13 protein-coding genes are annotated in these 19,045 nt (G+C 60.3%); 4 read left to right on the top strand and 9 right to left on the bottom strand.

Annotated features, from left to right (window positions below; translation table 11 throughout):
- Nucleotides 1–636 precede the first annotated feature (636 nt).
- A complete protein-coding gene (gene rne / locus AACY08_RS02280) occupies nt 637–3,780 on the top strand; it encodes a ribonuclease E (protein WP_339467768.1) in 3,144 nt (1,047 codons plus the stop codon).
- 120 nt (nt 3,781–3,900) lie between these two features.
- Here rne and AACY08_RS02275 read toward each other — a convergent pair whose 3' ends face one another.
- The 3 genes from AACY08_RS02275 to AACY08_RS02265 all read right to left on the bottom strand — a co-directional run bounded on the left by AACY08_RS02275 (nt 3,901) and on the right by AACY08_RS02265 (nt 6,946).
- Complete coding sequence (locus AACY08_RS02275; protein WP_339467765.1) at nt 3,901–4,491, bottom strand: nucleotidyltransferase family protein; 591 nt, start codon at nt 4,489–4,491, stop codon at nt 3,901–3,903.
- Complete coding sequence (locus AACY08_RS02270; protein WP_339420900.1) at nt 4,488–5,474, bottom strand: XdhC family protein; 987 nt, start codon at nt 5,472–5,474, stop codon at nt 4,488–4,490. Before AACY08_RS02270 ends, AACY08_RS02275 begins: the two co-directional genes overlap by 4 nt.
- Nucleotides 5,475–5,614: 140 nt before the next feature.
- A complete protein-coding gene (locus AACY08_RS02265) occupies nt 5,615–6,946 on the bottom strand; it encodes a dicarboxylate/amino acid:cation symporter (protein ID WP_339420898.1) in 1,332 nt (443 codons plus the stop codon).
- A 339-nt stretch (nt 6,947–7,285) separates the two neighbouring features.
- On the opposite strand from AACY08_RS02265, the gene AACY08_RS02260 reads away from it, so the two are divergent.
- A complete protein-coding gene (locus AACY08_RS02260; protein WP_339467763.1) occupies nt 7,286–8,284 on the top strand; it encodes an AraC family transcriptional regulator in 999 nt (332 codons plus the stop codon).
- Between the two features lie 128 nt (nt 8,285–8,412).
- Here AACY08_RS02260 and AACY08_RS02255 read toward each other — a convergent pair whose 3' ends face one another.
- The 3 genes from AACY08_RS02255 to AACY08_RS02245 are packed head-to-tail and all read right to left on the bottom strand — an operon-like array spanning nt 8,413 to nt 10,760.
- Nucleotides 8,413–9,759: an ATP-binding protein gene (locus AACY08_RS02255; protein ID WP_339467760.1), complete on the bottom strand. Its 1,347-nt coding sequence runs from the start codon at nt 9,757–9,759 to the stop codon at nt 8,413–8,415.
- On the bottom strand, nt 9,756–10,433 hold the full coding sequence (locus tag AACY08_RS02250; protein WP_339420892.1) for a response regulator: 678 nt from the start codon (nt 10,431–10,433) through the stop codon (nt 9,756–9,758). Before AACY08_RS02250 ends, AACY08_RS02255 begins: the two co-directional genes overlap by 4 nt.
- 18 nt (nt 10,434–10,451) lie before the next feature.
- Nucleotides 10,452–10,760 (bottom strand): hypothetical protein, encoded by a 309-nt coding sequence (locus AACY08_RS02245; protein WP_339437447.1) that lies wholly within the window; start codon nt 10,758–10,760, stop codon nt 10,452–10,454.
- Between the two features lie 137 nt (nt 10,761–10,897).
- Here AACY08_RS02245 and AACY08_RS02240 point away from each other — a divergent pair, with 137 nt between their 5' ends.
- Complete coding sequence (locus AACY08_RS02240) at nt 10,898–11,614, top strand: 4'-phosphopantetheinyl transferase family protein (protein WP_339467758.1); 717 nt, start codon at nt 10,898–10,900, stop codon at nt 11,612–11,614.
- 36 nt (nt 11,615–11,650) lie between these two features.
- On the opposite strand, the gene AACY08_RS02235 is transcribed toward AACY08_RS02240, so the two are convergent.
- Together AACY08_RS02235 and AACY08_RS02230 are read right to left on the bottom strand one after the other, a co-directional pair.
- Nucleotides 11,651–13,261: an ATP-binding protein gene (locus AACY08_RS02235; protein WP_339467755.1), complete on the bottom strand. Its 1,611-nt coding sequence runs from the start codon at nt 13,259–13,261 to the stop codon at nt 11,651–11,653.
- Entirely contained in the window at nt 13,258–13,983 is a 726-nt protein-coding gene (locus tag AACY08_RS02230; protein ID WP_339467752.1) for a response regulator, read from the bottom strand. Before AACY08_RS02230 ends, AACY08_RS02235 begins: the two co-directional genes overlap by 4 nt.
- Nucleotides 13,984–14,708: 725 nt before the next feature.
- On the opposite strand from AACY08_RS02230, the gene AACY08_RS02225 reads away from it, so the two are divergent.
- The gene (locus AACY08_RS02225) at nt 14,709–17,606 is read left to right on the top strand and encodes a ribonucleoside-diphosphate reductase subunit alpha (protein ID WP_339420882.1); all 2,898 of its coding nucleotides are present in this window, start codon (nt 14,709–14,711) and stop codon (nt 17,604–17,606) included.
- A gap of 67 nt (nt 17,607–17,673) precedes the next feature.
- Here AACY08_RS02225 and AACY08_RS02220 read toward each other — a convergent pair whose 3' ends face one another.
- A complete protein-coding gene (locus AACY08_RS02220) occupies nt 17,674–18,765 on the bottom strand; it encodes a hypothetical protein (RefSeq protein ID WP_339467750.1) in 1,092 nt (363 codons plus the stop codon).
- Nucleotides 18,766–19,045 lie beyond the last annotated feature (280 nt).

Raw genomic sequence — 19,045 nt, 5'->3', positions numbered from 1 at the left:
AGGACGCGAGGCCGTCCTACGGGGTGTTCGCCACCTTGGAAGGCTCAGGATTGTAACGAGCGCAGGTGACATGAGGCCTGAAGCGAGTGCAGAACGCAGAGTGAATACTCGCGTTTTGCGCCGATATTTACGGCCAGTTCACAAAGTGCAGTCAGTTTTGAGCCAGACCATGGCGAATGCTTCGGAAACAACGCCTGTTAAGAGCTGAGTGAGAGCGCAGTCGCCCACATTCAGTCTTGTTTAGCCATGAGCGTGGACTCCCCATTGGAGAACACGGTAAATGCCAACCCGCTGCGGATTCTGCGCGCGGCAGCACCCGAATTATCAGGGATACGTGTAGGGTGGAGATGCACAACCGTCGGACCGTGTAGCACTAGGCTTATATTTAGACGCTTCATCTCGTCCACAGTCGTCGGTTGATTCCTCCTCCTGACCTTAGCTTTTGTTGAAGTGGTGCCTTTGTCACCACCGCTAACAAGCAGGACGCGTCCGTCGCGATACGGCCCAATTGGCCTGTTATTGCTGGACACTGGAGTGGCCAACCACTCTTGACGCACCTGACACCGACCGTGAGAAGTCGTGTGTGCCGAACGCCGTTTCCGGCAGCCCGGAAACCGACGGTACAACATGAAAAGAATGCTGATTAACGCAACTCAACCCGAAGAGTTGCGTGTTGCACTGGTAGATGGCCAACGCCTCTACGACCTGGACATCGAATCCGGTGCACGCGAGCAAAAGAAGGCCAACATCTATAAAGGCCGAATTACTCGCATCGAACCAAGCCTTGAGGCTGCCTTTGTCGATTTCGGCTCCGAGCGCCACGGCTTCCTGCCCCTCAAAGAAATCTCCCGCGAATACTTCAAGAAAGCCCCTGAAGGCCGCGTGAACATCAAGGACGTCCTGAGCGAAGGCCAGGAAGTCATCGTCCAGGTCGAAAAAGAAGAACGTGGCAACAAGGGCGCCGCCCTGACCACCTTCATCAGCCTGGCCGGCCGTTACCTGGTGCTGATGCCGAACAACCCACGTGCCGGCGGCATTTCCCGTCGCATCGAAGGCGAAGAGCGCAACGAACTGCGTGAAGCGCTGAACGGCCTGATCGCACCGGCCGACATGGGCCTGATCGTTCGTACTGCCGGCCTGGGCCGCAGCAGCGAAGAAATGCAGTGGGACCTCGACTACCTGCTGCAACTGTGGACCGCCATCAAAGAAGCGTCCCTGGATCGTTCCGCGCCGTTCCTGATCTATCAGGAAAGCAACGTGATCATCCGCGCCATCCGTGATTACCTGCGCCAGGACATCGGCGAAGTGCTGATCGACAGCGTTGAAGCCCAGGACGAAGCCCTGACCTTCATCCGCCAGGTGATGCCGCAGTACGCCAGCAAGATCAAGCTCTACGAAGACAGCGTTCCGCTGTTCAACCGTTTCCAGATCGAAAGCCAGATCGAGACCGCCTTCCAGCGCGTGGTCGAACTGCCTTCCGGCGGCTCCATTGTGATCGACCCGACCGAAGCCCTGGTGTCCATCGATATCAACTCGGCGCGTGCGACCAAAGGCAGCGACATCGAAGAAACCGCGCTGCAGACCAACCTGGAAGCGGCTGAAGAAATCGCCCGCCAACTGCGCCTGCGTGATATCGGCGGCCTGATCGTGATCGACTTTATCGACATGACCCCAGCCAAGAACCAGCGCGCCGTGGAAGAGAAAGTCCGCGAATGCCTGGAAGCTGACCGTGCCCGCGTGCAAGTCGGCCGCATCTCGCGCTTCGGCCTGTTGGAAATGTCTCGTCAGCGCCTGCGTCCTTCCCTGGGCGAAAGCAGCGGTATCGTCTGCCCGCGTTGCAACGGCACCGGTATCATCCGTGACGTTGAATCGCTGTCCCTGGCGATCCTGCGCCTGATCGAAGAAGAAGCCCTGAAAGACCGCACCGCCGAAGTCCGCGCACAAGTGCCGATTCCGGTTGCAGCTTTCCTGCTCAACGAAAAACGCAACTCGATCACCAAGATCGAACTGCGCACCCGTGCCCGTATCGTCATCCTGCCGAACGATCACCTCGAAACGCCGCACTTCGAAGTGCAGCGCCTGCGTGATGACAGCCCGGAAGCCCACAGCGGCCAGTCCAGCTACGAAATCGCCGCTGCCGCTGCTGAAGTGGAAGAAGTCCAGCCAGCCGCTGCGACCCGCACCTTGGTTCGCCAGGAAGCTGCGGTCAAGACGGCCCCTGCCCGCGCCAATGCACCGGTACCAGTTGAAGCAGCAGCGCCTGTTGCCGCACCGGCCGTTATGCCTGAGCCAAGCCTGTTCAAAGGCCTGGTGAAGTCGCTGGTCAGCCTGTTCGCCACCAAAGAAGAGCCAGCCGCTCCGGTTGTGGTTGAAAAACCGGCTTCCGAGCGTCCTGCACGCAACGAAGAGCGTCGCAACGGTCGCCAACAAAGCCGTAACCGCAACGGTCGCCGTGACGAAGAGCGCAAGCCGCGCGAAGAACGTGCGCCGCGTGAAGAACGCGCCCCACGTGAAGAGCGTGCCCCTCGCGAAGCCCGTGAAGAAACGCCAGCCGTAGAACGCGCACCGCGTGAAGAGCGCGCACCACGTGCTCCACGTGCCCCGCGTGAAGATCGCAAGCCTCGCGGCGAGCGTGAAGAGCGTGTGCGTGAACTGCGCGAGCCACTGGACGCTGCGCCAGCCGTTGCCGTTGCCGGTGCCGCTGTCGTTGCAGAAGAACGCCCGGCTCGCCAACCACGCGAAGAGCGTGCGCCACGTGAAGAACGCCAACCGCGCGCTCCGCGTGAAGAGCGTCAACCACGTGCCGAGCAAACGGCTACCGCCAGCGAAGAAGAGGAAGTGCTGACCAGCGAAGAGCAACGGCAGGAAGACGGTCAGGAAGGCGCCGAAGGCGATCGTCCACGCCGCCGCTCCCGTGGCCAGCGTCGTCGCAGCAACCGTCGTGAGCGTCAACGTGATGCCAACGGCAACGTGATCGAAGGCTCGGAAGAAGCCGGCGAAAACGCAGAAACCGCTACCAGCGAGCCAACTGGCGACGAACTGGCTGCCGGCCTGGCCGTTACTGCTGCCGTTGCCAGCTCGGTCATCAGCGCACCTGCTGAAGCCCAGGCCCACGATCAGGCTGAACGCGCTAACGCCACTGTCGAAGAAACCGCTGCTGTGCAAGCACCTGTTGCCGAGACCCCAGTCGTTGAAACGCCGGTTGTTGAAGCCCCCGCTGCTGAAGCGCCAGTGGTAGAAGCACCGGTTGTCGAAGCGACTAGCCCAATCGAAGCGCCGGTTGTACCGGAAGTGGAAGTGGCGCAGGCGCCTGAAGCTCAGCCAGAAGTTGAAGTGGCAGCTGTTGAGCCAGCACCTGTGGTTGAATCTCAGCCAGTGGTCGAAGCGGTTGTTGAAACACCGGTTGTCGAAGCCGCATCAGAAGTACGCGAAGTTCGTGAGGAACAGACCGCCTTCCAATGGACTGCCGAGCCTGCCGCTCCGGTTGAAGCGCCAGCCCCTGTGGTGGAAGAAGCGCCAGCACCGGCTGCTGAAGTCGTGGTTGCCGAGCCTGCCCCAGTGGTTGAGCCAGCTCCGGTCGTTGAACCTGCGCCAGTCGTTGAAGCGCCGGTGGTTGCCGAAGTTGCCGCTCCAGTGGTTGAAGCCGCACCGGCCAGCGCGCTGACCGAAAACGGCCGTGCACCGAACGACCCACGTGAAGTGCGTCGTCGTCGCAAGGAAGCTGAAGCCGCCGCCGCGGCTGCACGGGAAGCAGAGCACGAGCCTAAACCCCTCGCCTGATTCCAGCAGCAACTGAAAAGCCCCGCCTGAGTGATCAGGCGGGGCTTTTTATGGCTACGAAAACACTGATTTATCGATTAGGAATGCAATCAACTGTGTGTGGCTTGCCAGCTCCAACACTTAGATCGGGGTGAAAGTCAGGGAAGGCGGCAAGTCGACGTCCCAGAGTACGCCCGGATCATCTACCGACACTTCACGCACCATCGCCTGCGCAAACAGCGGTTTGGCCCCACGGTCACCGGTCAATGCCATCAGCGCCGACCCAGATGACCGATCAAACGCCACTGGATGCCCATACTGCCCATCCTGCACCGGCACGCTGATGCCACCCTCCTCCAACCCATCGATTACTTGCTCAATGCTCGATGACTGAATAAACGGCATGTCCCCCAGCAGCACCAGCCAGCCGTCCGCCGGACCGCTGGCCGCCACCGCCGCGGCAAGACTGTCGCCCATCCCCGCCGAGCGCAGCAGCAGGACGTCGCAGCCATACGCCTCAGCCAAACGGATCACCTGCGTTCGCTCTGGCGAGGTCACCAGCCAGCGCTTTACAACGCGCCTCGGTAAATTCACCAGCACCTGCTCGATCACTGGCCGAGTCACGCCATCCAGGCCGACGCAATCAGCCAACAGCTTATCTTGGTCAGCCCCCGCCTCGGCACGAAAGCGACTGCCCTGCCCCGCCGCGAGCACAATCGCCGTCAGCGTCACTCAGCGACCACCGGCAGCGGCTTTTTCTGCATTGGCGCCACACCGTTCTTGATCGCAACAATTTCCGCCATCAAAGACAGCGCGATTTCCGCCGGCGTATGGCTGCCGATATGCAACCCGATCGGCCCGTGCAGGCGCGCAATCGCCTGCGCCGACAACCCCAGCACCGCGAGGTTTTCCCGGCGTTTCTGGGTGTTGACCCGCGAACCCAGGGCGCCGATGTAGAACGCCGAGGAATTCAATGCCGTAAGCAGTGCCATATCATCCAGGCGCGGATCATGGGTGAGGCAGACGATAGCCGTACGCTCATCGGTCTGTATGTTCAGCACCGCTTCATCGGGCATGCCCGGTACGAAGCGGCCGTGCTGTTCTTCCCAGCCGTAGACGAACTCGTCGCGCGGGTCGCAGATCAGCACTTCGAAATCCAGCAACCGCGCCATTTCCGCCACGTAGCGCGACAACTGCCCGGCGCCGATCAGCAGCAAACGCCAGCGCGGGCCATAGATAGCCCGCAGCCGTTTGCCGTCGAAGGTCACCCCATCGGTCTTGCTCGCGCTGCTCAAGGTGACTTTACCGGTGGTCAAGTCCAGCTCACGTGCGACGATCTGATGATCTTCACAACGCGCCAGCAGTTCCGACACCCATTCCCACGCGTCCACGCGCTCTTCAGTCAGGCGCAAGGTGCCCCCGCATGGCAGGCCAAAACGCGCCGCTTCATCGCGGGTGACGCCGTAAGTCACCAACTGCACCGGCGGCCCGTCTTCAGGCAGTCGGCCATCCTGCAGGCGCGCAATCAAGTCATCCTCGATGCAACCGCCAGACACTGAGCCGATCACCACGCCATCGCCGCGCAGCGCCAGCATGGCGCCCGGCGGGCGCGGCGCGCTGCCCCAGGTCTGGACCACGCTGTACAACACCACTCGCTGCCCGGCGCGACGCCATTCCAGCACGCTGCGCAGGACATTCAGATCCACACTGTCCACAAAACCTCCTGCAAGCGTAAAAAACCATTCACTTACTGTAAAACAAAAGCCACCAAAGTGACGCGCCAGAAACGCAAACGCCCCGAACCAGTCGGGGCGTTTGTGCGTTGCAGTCGGCGTTAGTTCACACCATCAGCGACTTACTTGACGACAGGTGCAGGGCCTTCGGCCACGCCCAGGTCATCCAGCTCGCGGGTTTCCGAGATACCGGTACCGCCGGACGCCAGCTCGCTTTGCAGCTTGTCTTCGTCCAGTTCGTTGACCCATTTGGCCACAACGATGGTGGCAACGGCGTTACCCACCAGGTTGGTCAGCGCGCGAGCTTCGGACATGAAGCGGTCGATACCCAGAATCAGCGCCAGGCCGGCAACCGGCAGGTGGCCTACAGCCGACAGGGTCGCAGCCAGGACGATAAAGCCCGAACCCGTCACGCCAGCAGCGCCTTTGGAGGACAGCAACAGCACCAGCAGCAGGGTGATCTGATGGGTGATGTCCATGTGGGTGTCAGTCGCCTGGGCGATAAACACGGCAGCCATGGTCAGGTAGATCGACGTGCCGTCGAGGTTGAACGAGTAGCCCGTCGGGATCACCAGGCCTACTACGGATTTCTTCGCGCCCAGACGCTCCATCTTGATCAGCATGCGTGGCAGTGCGGATTCGGAAGACGAAGTACCCAGAACGATCAGCAACTCTTCACGGATGTAGCGGATCATTTTGATCACGCTGAAACCGTGAGCGCGGCAGATGCCACCCAGCACCACCAGCACGAACAGAACGCAGGTGATGTAGAAGCAGATCATCAACTGACCCAGTTGCACCAGGGAACCTACACCATAGGCACCAATGGTGAACGCCATGGCGCCCAGGGCACCGATTGGCGCGAGCTTCATGATCATGTTGATGATGTTGAACATCACGTGGGCGAAGCGATCGATGAAGTCCAGCACTGGTTTGCCGTAGGCACCCAGGCGATGCAGGGCGAAACCGAAGATCACCGAGAACATCAGCACTTGCAGGATGTCGCCGTTGGCGAAAGCGCCGACGATGGTGTTAGGGATGACGTTGAGGATAAAGCCAACGATGCTCTGGTCTTTACCGGCAGTCACGTAGGCCGCGACTTTGGAGGCGTCCAGGGTCGCTACGTCGATGTGCATGCCGGCGCCCGGTTGCACAACGTTGACCACGATCAAGCCGATCAGCAGCGCGATGGTAGATACGACTTCGAAGTACAGCAGCGCGTAGCCGCCGGTTTTGCCCACCGATTTCATACTTTGCATGCCAGCGATGCCGCTGACAACGGTGCAGAAGATGATCGGGGCGATGACCATTTTGATCAGTTTGATGAACCCGTCACCCAGTGGCTTCAGGGCCACGCCGGTCTGCGGGTAGAAGTGACCGAGCAAAATACCGATAACGATTGCAACGATCACCTGGAAGTACAGGGATTTGTAGATTGGCTGACGAGTCGTCATTGCAAAGTTCCTCAATCGTCCCGTGTGGCAAATATCCGCCATTGCCCACGACACTTGAATTGCGAACCCTCCTGCACTGGAGGGATTTGTTGTTTACGCGATCTGTAGGACCAGGCCTGCGCTGTAGTCCTTATCGCAAACGCCGTGCCACTTCGTTGAAAAGCCTTAAAGGCCTTTAGACATCAGGGTTTCGGGGTTCCTGGCGCCCTCCCAAGCGCGAAAGCCAGTGGCGGATTTCCGCCCACCAACCCAATCTCGTCCTACAATTTGGCGGATATCCGCCTTGTGAGCCTCTCCGGCGCTGGCTACCATCCGCAACTCCATGGACGAGGCCTTCGCATGCGTGAACGTACCATCGCCAGTCATTTCGCCCGGGCTGCCCTCGGCGGGGCGCGTCGGGCCGGTTACGACTATTCGGGGCTGTTGCACCAGGTGGGCATCGCTCCGGAGCTGCTCGCAGAACCCCGTGCCCGCATCGCGCCGGAGCAATTCACCCGACTGCTGCAAATGCTCTGGCTGGCACTGGACGATGAATACCTGGGGTTCGCCGAAGGTCCGAGCAAGCGCGGCACCTTTGCCATGATGTGCCACGCGCTCATCCACTGCCGCACCCTGGAGAAAGCCCTGGAGCGCGGCTTATTATTTTATGGCCTATTCCCACAAGGCCCGCGCTGGGAGCTGACACGTGAAGGCGAAATGGCCCGCTTGAGTCTGGACGACTCGCAGTTGTGGGACCCGGATCACTTCCTCAGCGAATGCCTGCTGGTGATCTGGCATCGCCTGGGCAGCTGGCTGATCGGCCAGCGTATTCGGCTGCACCAGGCCACCTTCAGTTATCCGATGCCGGCCCACGCCGGCGAATACGACCTGTTGTTTCCCTGTGCCCAGGTATTCGGTTCGCCGAACAGTAGCTTGGTGTTTCCCGCGCGCTACCTGAACCTGCCGCTGCTGCAGGATGAGCGCACACTCAAACACTTTTTGGAGCGCTCACCCGCCGATTTGCTCTCTCGGCCCGATGAAGGTGATAGCTTGAGCAGTCAGCTACGCCGCTTGCTCAGCCGCGACCGCACACCCTGGCCAGACCTGGAAGCCGTCGCCCAGCACCTGCACATCAGCCCGCAGACCCTGCGCAGGCACTTACGCGAAGAAGGCACCAGCTTTCAGGCACTCAAGGATGAGCTGCGGCGGGACATCGCCATTTATCATTTGGGCCGAGCGAATTTGTCGTTGCAGGAGCTAGCCGAGCAGTTGGGGTTTTCCGAGCCGTCGGCGTTTCATCGGGCGTTCAAGAAGTGGACCGGGCTGACGCCGGGGGCGTATCGGGCCCAAGAGAGTTAGAGGTGTGTTGCCATTGCCGGCCCTTTCGCGAGCAAGCCCGCACACATTTAACCGCGTTTATCCTGCAGGAGTGCGGTCGAATGTGGGAGCGGGCTTGCTCGCGAAGAGACCAGTGGAGTCAATAGAGATCACAAGGCCGGAAAGTGAATCTTGAACGCAGCACCACCCAACGCTGAATCCCCCAGGGTCAACCGTGCGCCGTAGCTTTCAATAATATCCTTGACCACCGCCAAGCCAATCCCCTGCCCGGGATGCTGGCGATCCAGCCTTTCACCCCGTTGCAGAATCCGCGCACGCTGGTCCGGCGGCACACCCGGCCCGTCATCCTCGATGCACAGCTCACTGCCCTCCAGGCTTTCCACCAGGCTGATGCGCACTTCGCTCAAACACAGGCGGTAAGCGTTTTCCAGCACGTTGCCGAGCAATTCCAGCAAGGCGCCCTTCTCGATGGGCACGTCGCATTCATCCGGCAGTTCAAAGGAGACGGTGACGCGTTTGTCGCGGTAGACCTTGTCCAGTGTGTCGCACAGACTTTGCAGCACCGGCGCCAGGCGTACCTGGTGGCGCACCAGGCCGCTTTTGCGCAGGCTGGCGCGTTGCAACTGGTAACTGATCTGCTGGCTCATGCGCTCAATCTGCGACTGCAAAACCCAGGCCTGGTCGCGATCTTCCGGGCGCTGGGCCATGTCTTCGCTCACGCCCTGCAACACCGCCAGCGGGGTTTTCAGGCTGTGGGCCAAATCGTCGAGGGAGTCGCGGTAGCGCGCACGTTGCTCACGTTCGCTGTGCAGCAAGCGGTTGAGGGAGCCGGTGAGGCGCAGCAATTCGCGGGGGTGTTGTTCACTAAGGCTCTCTCGGGTGCCGCCTTCGATCTGGTCGAGTTCCTGGCTAAGCCGCCGCAACGCTTGTAAGCCCCAGGTCAGGCCCAGCCAGAGCAAGGTCAGCAACACCAGCAACGCCGCACCAAAACCCAGGTAGAGGTTTTCGCGCAGGCCCTCGAGGGTCAGTTGATATTCACGCACCGGTTGCAGGGCGACGATACTGAACGCCGCGCTCTTGCCGCCCAGCAGCCTGACCTCGACGTCATACACAAAGAATTCCTGACCATTGGCCTCACGAATTCGCGCAAATTCATTACCGCGCCCGTCGTAGCGCGGTTTGTAGTTGATGTTCTCTTCTTTGGTCGCCCGCGAACGCCACACCAGGTGGCCCTCGCGGTCGTAGATATAGCCGAGCAGGCGGCTGTCGGTGAGGTTGAAACGTTCGTCCGGCAACTGCGCCGGCATCTGCAGGCGGTTATTGTCGACCCGCGCGGCGGAAATCAGGGTGGTGACGTCCGACGCCAGGCGCTGCTCGATGGAATCCTGCAATGCCAGGCTGAACGCACCCTGCATGGCCGGCAACAAACCCAGCATAAACAGCACGGCCAGGGTGGCGGCCGCCAGCATCAAGCGCACGCGTAACGAGCGAATCAACGGCAGCGCTCATTGAACAGGTAGCCCAGGCCACGCACGGTGTCGATCGGCTTGAACCCGACCGGGCCTTCCAGCTTGCGGCGCAGGCGACCGACCAGCACTTCGATGACATTTGGATCACGCTCGTCGTCATCAGGGTACAGCTGCTCCATCAAACGGTCCTTGGCGACCACTTGCTGGTGGTGGCGCATCAGGTATTCGAGAATCCGGTATTCGTAGGCGGTCAGCGCCAGGGGCTGTTCGTCCAGGGACGCTTGCTTGCGGTTAAGGTCCAGCAGCAACGGCCCGGCCACGATGGTTGACTGGGTGAAACCACTGGAGCGACGCAGCAACGCGTTCATCCGCGCTTCCAGCTCTTCGAACTGGAACGGCTTGACCAAGTAGTCGTCCGCGCCAGCAGCCAACCCTTCGACCTTGTCCTGCCAGTTGCCGCGAGCCGTGAGGATCAGGATCGGAAAGGTCTTGGCCTGGGTGCGCAGTTGGCGGATCAGGTCCAGCCCACCCAGGCCGGGCAGGCCCAGGTCGATGATGGCCAAGTCATGGTTGAATTGGCCCGTCTGGTAGAGGGCCTCTTCGGCATTGGCCACGGCCTCGACCACGTGGCCGCTGTCGGTCAGGCGGGTAAACAGGTGATGGCGCAGCAGCGCCTCATCTTCCACCACCAGCAATTTCATAAGGCTCTCCAAAGCAAATCAACTGTCCGACAGAGGGATATCATAGCGGCCCTGCAGATCTTGCGGGCGCAGTTTAATACCATTGAACTGACCGGTCAGGTGTTCATAGCCAGCGCGGTAGGCCGGCTGCGGGGTTACAAGGCCAAGGGACTGGCCCCAAGGCGTAGGTTGGCTGCCAGCGTCTTCGACGCTGACACGCTGAATCAAGGTGCTGGTTTTTCGGGTCTTTTCTTTGCCGAATGCGGCAAAGGCACCATCGGCGGCCTGGGCCCCTGCGGTGGCACTGAGCATGGTTAACGCCAACATCAGCTTTTTGATCGCACTCATGGTGCTTACCTCCACGCGTTTTGGCTGTAGGGCCAGACTACGCAGGCGCCCCTGAACTCCCCCTGAACAGGCTCTGAACCGCACCTGAACCGCAGCCGGGCTATCCTGTTGCCCATCAACTCGGCAAAATACCGCCCATGAATTCCCTACCCGCTTGCTGCACTCCGCTCGACGCCCATTGGCCGCTGCCCGATCCCTTGCCGGGCACGGTGTTTTTCAGCACCCGGTTTGACCCAGCCTTATTAGCGCCAGGCGACTTCCAGCGCAGTGCCGTACCGCCCCCCGCGAGCATCCAGCGTTCAGTGGCCAAGCGTCAGGCCGAGTTCCTGGCCGGCCGGCTCTGCGCCCGCGCGGCACTGCAACAGCTCGATCACTTCGACTGCGTGCCGGCCATCGGTGAAGACCGCGCACCGGTGTGGCCCGCGCACATCAGTGGCTCCATCACCCACAGCACCGGGCATGCCGCTGCGATTGCCGCGCACACGGCACAATGGCGCGGGCTTGGGATGGACCTGGAGAATGTGCTGACGCTGGAGCGGGCTGAACGGCTGGCCGGAGAAATCCTGACGGCCGATGAAATGCGGCGTATGGCCGCCCTCCCGCGAGAGCAGGTCGCATTGCTGGTGACGCTGACGTTTTCCGCCAAGGAGAGCCTGTTCAAGGCGCTCTACCCGATGGTGCAGAAGCGTTTTTATTTTGAGCATGCGGAGTTGCTGGAGTGGTCCGAGTCGGGCCAACTGCGGCTACGGTTGCTGACGGATCTTTCCAGTGAGTGGTGCCATGGCAAGGCGTTGGTGGGGCAGTTTGCGATGACCGATGGGCAGTTGTTGAGCCTGGTGGCTATCAGCGCCTGATCGATCGCTTTCGCGAGCCAGCCCGCGAAGGCGGTATCAGGGTTTCTCTTGATCCCTGGGCCAACTCAGACTGAAGCACGCCCCACCCAAATTGTTGCTCTTGCTGATCAACGCCCGGCCGCCGTGCCAGTAGATAATCCGACGCACAATCGATAAGCCCAGGCCATGCCCACCCGAGGCGCGAGTGCGGCTGTCGTCCAGGCGCAAGAACGGCGTGAAGATGCGCTCCCAAGCGCTTTCCGGCACGCCAGGGCCGTCGTCTTCCACGTCGACACGGCAGCGCACCTGGCCCACCTGATAACTGATCAACACGCGGCCTTGGGCGTGGCGCATGGCGTTGCTCACCAGGTTCTGCAGGGCACGGTGCAAATAACGCGGCTCGGCGTCGACCCAGGCGTCATCCCAATGCGTCGAAGACAGGCAGATACCCCGCGCCACGTTGATCTGCGGGCGCAGTGGCGATAATTCACCGATCACCTGATCGAGCAGCGCATTGAGGTCGACCCGCTGGAAATTCAGCTCCGGCGAGCCCTGTTCCAGACGCGCATAAGTGAGCATTTCATCGACCAGGCCATCGAGGTCCTGGATGTCGCTGTCCATGCCCTCCAGGTATTTGCGCCGTGCCTCAGGGGTGGTGGCATCGCCGACCATCTCCAGGCCGAAACGCAGACGCGCCACTGGCGTGCGCAGTTCGTGGGACACCGCGCGCACCAGTTCACGCTGGATCGCCAGCAACTGCTGCAAGTGCTCGGCCATGCCGTTGAACGCTGCAGCGAGGCGCCCCACCGAGTCAGCGCCACGGGCCGGCACGCGGACTTCCAGGTTGCCCTTGGCAATGCGTGTGGCGGCGGCTTCAAGGCCGCGCAAGCGACGTTCAAGCTGACGCACCAATAGATAGACGATCAGACCGATCAGGGTCAGGCCGATCAAGGCGATCAAGATCAGCCACTGCGCCGGATAAGGGTTCATCTGATACAGGGGGCCGAGTTCCAACACCCACGGCGTGCCAACCATGCCGGCAAACACGCGGATCGAATCGCCGCCCTTGCCCAGGGCCATCACTGTATCGCCTTCCGATACGCGACGGCGTTGGTCTTCGTCCATATCAGCATGGTCGAGGGTCATCAAGTGCATGTCGAAGCCAAAACCCTTGGCTTCTTTTATGTCTGCCAGGCGCTGCGGCTGTTCGGCCACCGGGAAGCGCACCAGTTCGTCGGCGAGCAGGTAGATCGTCGCGCGCGCCAGTTGCTCACTGATCTGCTGCACCTCCCCCTCCAGCACGAGAGGTTCCTGGGCACTGACCAATCGCAGCACCCGCGCGGCGTGAGGCCCAGTCTGTTGCACCAGCACTTGGCCACGTTGCAGGCTGTTGCGCTGGCTCAAGTCCAAGTGCGCATCGGCCAGGGGGCGCAATTCCAGCGGGATCCCCAGCAAACGCTCCCACACCGCCAGGGCGCGTTGGCGCTCGATGGGACTCATGGGCTGCAGGTTGTCGCCCATCAAGGCAAAGGTGCCATGGGCCAGGCGCTCGCGGTACTGGCCGCTGCGCACCTCGTTGAGCAGGTGCAGGGCCAGTACGCCGAGCAGCGCCACCAGAATCAGCGCTGCGCACATACCTCCGTAGATACGCAGGAAGATCGAATTCACAGCGGCATGTCGGCGGCGGCTTCGGGGACGAACAAATAGCCTTTGCTGCGGACGGTCTTGATCAGACGTGGGTGGATCGGGTCGTCGCCGATTTTCGGGCGGATGCGCGAGATGCGCACATCAATCGAACGGTCCTGGCCGTCGTAGCCGATACCACGCAAGGCGATGAAAATTTCTTCGCGGGACAGGATGCGACCGGCATTCGCCACCAGCAGCCAGAGCAGGTCGAATTCGGCACTGGTCAACTCGATACCGTCATTATTCAACCAGGCCTCGCGCAGGGCATTGTCCACCACCAAACGGCCGAATTGCAGGCGGCGCTGATTCTCTACCGCAGGCGGTTCCGCCGGTTCGCTGCGCCGCAGCAGGGCCTGGATGCGTGCCAGCAACAAACGCGGGCGCACGGGTTTGCACACGTAGTCATCGGCGCCCATGTCCAGGCCCATCACCTGGTCCATGTCGTCGGTGCGCGCGGTGAGCATCAGGATCACGCCGTCATAGCGCTCGCGCACCTTGCGGCAGATGCTCAGGCCGTCTTCGCCGGGCAGCATCAGGTCCAGAATCACCAGGTTCGGTTGCTCGGCGATGATACGCGCGGCCGCCTGGGCGCCATCGCCTTCCACTGACACCCGCAGGCCATTGCTCTCCAGATACTCACGGGTCAGTTCGGCCAGTCGCTGGTCGTCCTCGACGATCAGTATTTGCCAGGCTTCTTGCTCCACGGGTGGTCCTCGTTATTATTAGAAACTGCGTTGGCCATACCCTGTTTGTCATGTTTTGAGGGCATAACAATGGCCGATTGTAGCCATGCCCCAACCCCGAAACACAAGCCGGGAAATCCATTCGGTGATCGCGTTTTTTTGTGATAGGGTTCGCGCCCTCAAAAATCCAACCCGCTGTTTTTATCTTGGAATATCCGGTGACAAACGGCCGAATCCAGCAGCAATGCGGCCTACACGGGTGTTCCACGTTTCATACACATTTTACCCACAACGTTATCCACAGGTAGTGCGTTGCTAAGCCCCCCAAAACGCATTATCTTGTAGCCCGGCGCAAAAAAAACCCTACATGTAGCGTTTTGAGCGAAAAACCAAACACAGATCAGACAAGAAACTCAAGCCCTTTCTTGCACTCGTTTGGTTGAACCCACGCACTTTTTGAAAGCCCAAACCGCGCACGCGGATGGCAGCCGTTTTCAAGCTCATACAGCGGAAAACGGTACGGGTGTTGCAGTGCCTGAACCTGGCAACTGTCACCCACCAGGAATACGGCCAAGGGCTTTTCAGCCCCGAACCGAAGACTTCGGCATGGAAGCGGCGCGAACAGCTCCCTTCCTCCTGTCCCGAAGTTGTTATGCCAGGCCCAGGCCTGCTGTAAGTGCTTCAGGACGGAACGGTGGGCACCGAGATGGTGCCCAAATAAATATAGAATGTGGAGACACCCCCCCATGCAAACCGACACAACTCGCGAGAACCCGCAGGGCTCCGTGCCGCAGGCCGCTGATTCGAACCTGGATCTGTCCGCCACTGCACCTGGCCAATTGCGCGTGATCAAGCGTAACGGCACTGTCGTTCCTTACACCGATGACAAAATCACCGTCGCGATCACCAAAGCGTTTCTTGCAGTTGAAGGCGGCACCGCTGCCGCTTCGTCGCGCATCCACGACACCGTTGCCCGCCTGACCGAACAAGTCACCGCGACCTTCAAGCGTCGCATGCCCTCGGGCGGCACCATCCACATCGAAGAAATCCAGGACCAGGTCGAACTGGCCCTGATGCGTGCCGGCGAGCAAAAAGTTGCCCGTGACTACGTGATCTACCGTGATTCGCGTGCCAAGGAACGTGCCGTGCGCACTCCGGCCGACGAAGCCGCCGTTCAAGCGCACCCCTCGATCCGCATCACCCTGGCCGACGGTACCTTTGCACCGCTGGACCTGGGCCGCCTGAACACCATCATCACCGAGGCCTGCGAAGGCCTCGAAGAAGTCGACGGTGACCTGATCCAGCGTGAAACCCTGAAGAACCTGTACGACGGCGTGGCCCTGACCGACGTCAATACCGCCTTGGTAATGACCGCCCGTACCCTGGTTGAACGTGAGCCGAACTATTCGTTCGTGACCGCGCGCCTGCTGATGGACACCCTGCGTGCTGAAGGCCTGGGCTTCCTCGGTGTCGCCGACAGCGCTACCCACCACGAAATGGCCGACCTGTACGCCAAGGCCCTGCCGGCCTACATCGCCAAGGGTATCGAATTCGAATTGCTGAACCCGATCCTGGCCACTTTCGACCTGGAAAAACTCGGCAAGGCGATCAACCACGAGCGCGACCAGCAGTTCACGTACCTGGGCCTGCAAACCCTGTACGACCGTTACTTCATCCACAAGGACGGTATCCGCTTCGAACTGCCGCAAGTGTTCTTCATGCGCGTGGCCATGGGCCTGGCGATTGAAGAGAAGCACAAAGAAGACCGTGCCATCGAGTTCTACAACCTGTTGTCGTCCTTTGACTACATGTCGTCGACCCCGACCCTGTTCAACGCCGGCACCCTGCGTCCACAGCTGTCGAGCTGCTACCTGACCACCGTGCCGGATGACCTGTCGGGCATCTACCACGCGATCCACGACAACGCCATGCTGTCCAAATTCGCTGGCGGCCTGGGCAACGACTGGACGCCAGTACGTGCCTTGGGTTCGTACATCAAGGGCACCAACGGCAAGTCCCAGGGCGTTGTGCCGTTCCTCAAAGTTGTGAACGACACCGCCGTAGCGGTCAACCAGGGCGGCAAGCGCAAAGGCGCGGTGTGTGCCTACCTGGAAACCTGGCACATGGACATCGAGGAGTTCATCGAGCTACGCAAGAACACGGGTGATGACCGTCGTCGTACCCACGACATGAACACCGCCAACTGGATCCCTGACCTGTTCATGAAGCGTGTCTTCGATGACGGCCAGTGGACCCTGTTCTCGCCCTCCGAAGTTCCGGACCTGCACGACCTGACCGGCAAGGCCTTCGAAGAGCGCTACGAGTACTACGAAGCGCTGTCCCAGTACCCTGGCAAGATCAAGCTGTTCAAGACCATACAGGCCAAAGACCTGTGGCGTAAAATGCTGTCCATGCTGTTTGAAACCGGCCACCCATGGCTGACCTTCAAAGACCCGTGCAACCTGCGCAGCCCGCAGCAACACGTGGGCGTGGTCCACAGCTCGAACCTGTGCACCGAGATCACCTTGAACACCAACAAGGACGAGATCGCCGTTTGCAACCTGGGCTCGATCAACCTGCCGAATCACATCGTCAACGGCAAGCTGGACACCGCCAAGCTGGAACGCACCGTCAACACCGCCGTCCGTATGCTCGATAACGTGATCGACATCAACTACTACTCGGTGCCACAGGCGCAGAATTCCAACTTCAAGCACCGTCCGGTCGGCCTGGGCATCATGGGCTTCCAGGACGCGCTGTACCTGCAGCACATTCCTTACGGTTCGGATGCAGCGGTCGAATTCGCCGACAAGTCCATGGAAGCGGTCAGCTACTACGCGATCCAGGCTTCCTGCGACTTGGCTGACGAGCGCGGCGCCTACGAGACGTTCCAGGGTTCGCTGTGGTCCAAAGGCATCCTGCCGCTGGATTCTCAACAGATCCTGATCGAGCAACGTGGCCAGAAGTACATCGACGTTGACCTGGAAGAATCCCTGGACTGGGCGCCGGTACGTGCCCGTGTGCAGAAGGGCATTCGTAACTCCAACATCATGGCCATCGCTCCGACCGCCACCATCGCCAACATCACTGGCGTATCGCAGTCGATCGAACCGACCTACCAGAACCTGTATGTGAAATCGAACCTGTCCGGCGAATTCACCGTGATCAACCCGTACCTGGTTCGCGACCTGAAAGCCCGCGGTCTGTGGGACTCGGTCATGATCAACGACCTGAAGTACTACGACGGTTCCGTGCAGCAGATCGAGCGCATCCCGCAAGAACTCAAAGAGCTCTACGCGACGGCCTTCGAAGTGGACACCAAGTGGATCGTTGACGCCGCCAGCCGTCGCCAGAAGTGGATCGACCAGGCGCAGTCCCTGAACCTGTACATCGCCGGCGCTTCGGGCAAGAAGCTGGACGTGACCTACCGCATGGCGTGGTACCGTGGCCTGAAAACCACTTACTACCTCCGTGCCCTGGCCGCGACCAGCACCGAGAAGTCGACCATCAACACCGGCAAGCTGAACGCAGTTTCCAGCGGCGGCAACCACGGTGATGACTCGGTACTCGCCGCTCCAGCCGGTCCGGCCCCGGTGCCAAAGGCTTGCGCGATTGACGAGCCGGATTGCGAAGCTTGCCAATAAGCTAAGCCAATCCCAGGCTGAAACGCCCGGGATTGAATGAAACCGATAACCTCTGTACTCGCTGGGGTTATCGGTTTTTTATTGGCGGCCATTTAAACGCATACGCGTTACCGGGCTGTGGCGCCTGGCCCCGCTGCCCCCATAGCTCGATGCTGCCGTCTATCACCGCCATCGAATGACCACCATAATCAACGACACCCAACTTGCCGCTTGCAAGTTCAGAACTCGAAGAGTTCCTGTAAAGACCTTTCAAGCCAAGCCTATCCAGCGCTTCCCAGCCCATTTCTCCATTGTTCAAACTTTGCATCGCATGAGCAAAACTCTGCTTTGCGACATTTTTGTCATCATCGAACCCATTACCCTCCATCTGCGCTCGCTTGGCACTCGCCGCGTACATGAAGTTAGCATCGGCCATCATGGCCGGATCATCCCCCTGGAACTGTGCATACCTCGCTGCCTGCTTCAATTCGGCCTTGGATAAATGCAGCTCGAACCCATCCCGCATCTTTACGTCGTAGCCATCTCCCACTCGTTTGACGTCCTTGAAGACGTCCGTGGGCTTCTGGCCAAACTGCATCATTGATGCCTTTATGGCTGAAACGGTGACACAGTTTCCATCCGGACCTTGCTTGAAACCACTCCAGATATTGCCATCCCCTTTGCCCACGCGCGGTTTCTTGCCAGGGTTACTGTGGTCAGGTTTGTAGTCGAAGTGGCGCGCACCCTCAGTGAATGGCTTGTTGGTCATGGGTTCGCTGCTGCCGAAATCCCGTGGATTGACCCTGCGTCCACCGCCGCCGCCACCTCCTCCTCCCGGTGAAGGCGGAGGCGGAGCAACATCCTCATTCTCGGGAAATAGCGCCTTCAGCAGCCGCTTGAGAAATTCAAGAAACTGCTGATCAGCCTGATCGATCAGCTTGTTAAGGATGTCCTTGAATGTTGCATCACCCATCTGCTCACGCAGCTTGTTCAACTTATCGCGTGTGTCCTGAACCGTTTGGGTCTTACCTGTTTGCTGCGCATCAAACAGTTCGCTGAGCAGCGTCTTGACCGCGGTCACTTCGGCAACCGGCGCGACCGGTGTTGCCCTCCCTGGCGCTGCACCGGGTACAGAAACTGCGCGTCCGGCACCTGGCCCGAAAATCCCAGAACTCCACATATCCCGCGCCCTCCCAATGATTGGTGAGCCTCTGCGGCTCTGATCCGATCAGTGGCAAGACGGGGACTGGACGTTCCCCACCAAACGATTCAGCGCGTAACCCTAGTGGTCGAAGGTATTTTTCTTACGCCCACAAAAAAACCCCTCTTACGAGGTAATGCTGTTCACTTAAGCGGAGCAGCCTTACGATCCACCGGAAACCGGGTCTTTGATATCTTCACCGTCCTGGGTCTCGAAGGCCTTGGACGGTGGTTCAGAAACATCCCTCCAACACCCGCCC

Source organism: Pseudomonas sp. EL_65y_Pfl1_R83 (genome assembly GCF_963970695.1).
GTDB lineage: Bacteria > Pseudomonadota > Gammaproteobacteria > Pseudomonadales > Pseudomonadaceae > Aquipseudomonas > Aquipseudomonas tritici.
Note: the sequence above shows the minus strand (reverse complement) of the source record. Positions and strands in the feature narration are given on the sequence as shown.

What these genes read in the sequence shown, in the direction of transcription:
- AACY08_RS02260 (WP_339467763.1), top strand. Translation starts at nt 7,286, where the DNA reads ATGCGTGAACGTACCATCGCCAGTCATTTCGCCCGGGCTGCCCTCGGC.
- AACY08_RS02245 (WP_339437447.1), bottom strand. Translation starts at nt 10,760, where the DNA reads ATGAGTGCGATCAAAAAGCTGATGTTGGCGTTAACCATGCTCAGTGCC.
- AACY08_RS02240 (WP_339467758.1), top strand. Translation starts at nt 10,898, where the DNA reads ATGAATTCCCTACCCGCTTGCTGCACTCCGCTCGACGCCCATTGGCCG.
- AACY08_RS02220 (WP_339467750.1), bottom strand. Translation starts at nt 18,765, where the DNA reads ATGTGGAGTTCTGGGATTTTCGGGCCAGGTGCCGGACGCGCAGTTTCT.
- AACY08_RS02265 (WP_339420898.1), bottom strand. Translation starts at nt 6,946, where the DNA reads ATGACGACTCGTCAGCCAATCTACAAATCCCTGTACTTCCAGGTGATC.
- rne (WP_339467768.1), top strand. Translation starts at nt 637, where the DNA reads ATGCTGATTAACGCAACTCAACCCGAAGAGTTGCGTGTTGCACTGGTA.
- AACY08_RS02225 (WP_339420882.1), top strand. Translation starts at nt 14,709, where the DNA reads ATGCAAACCGACACAACTCGCGAGAACCCGCAGGGCTCCGTGCCGCAG.
- AACY08_RS02250 (WP_339420892.1), bottom strand. Translation starts at nt 10,433, where the DNA reads ATGAAATTGCTGGTGGTGGAAGATGAGGCGCTGCTGCGCCATCACCTG.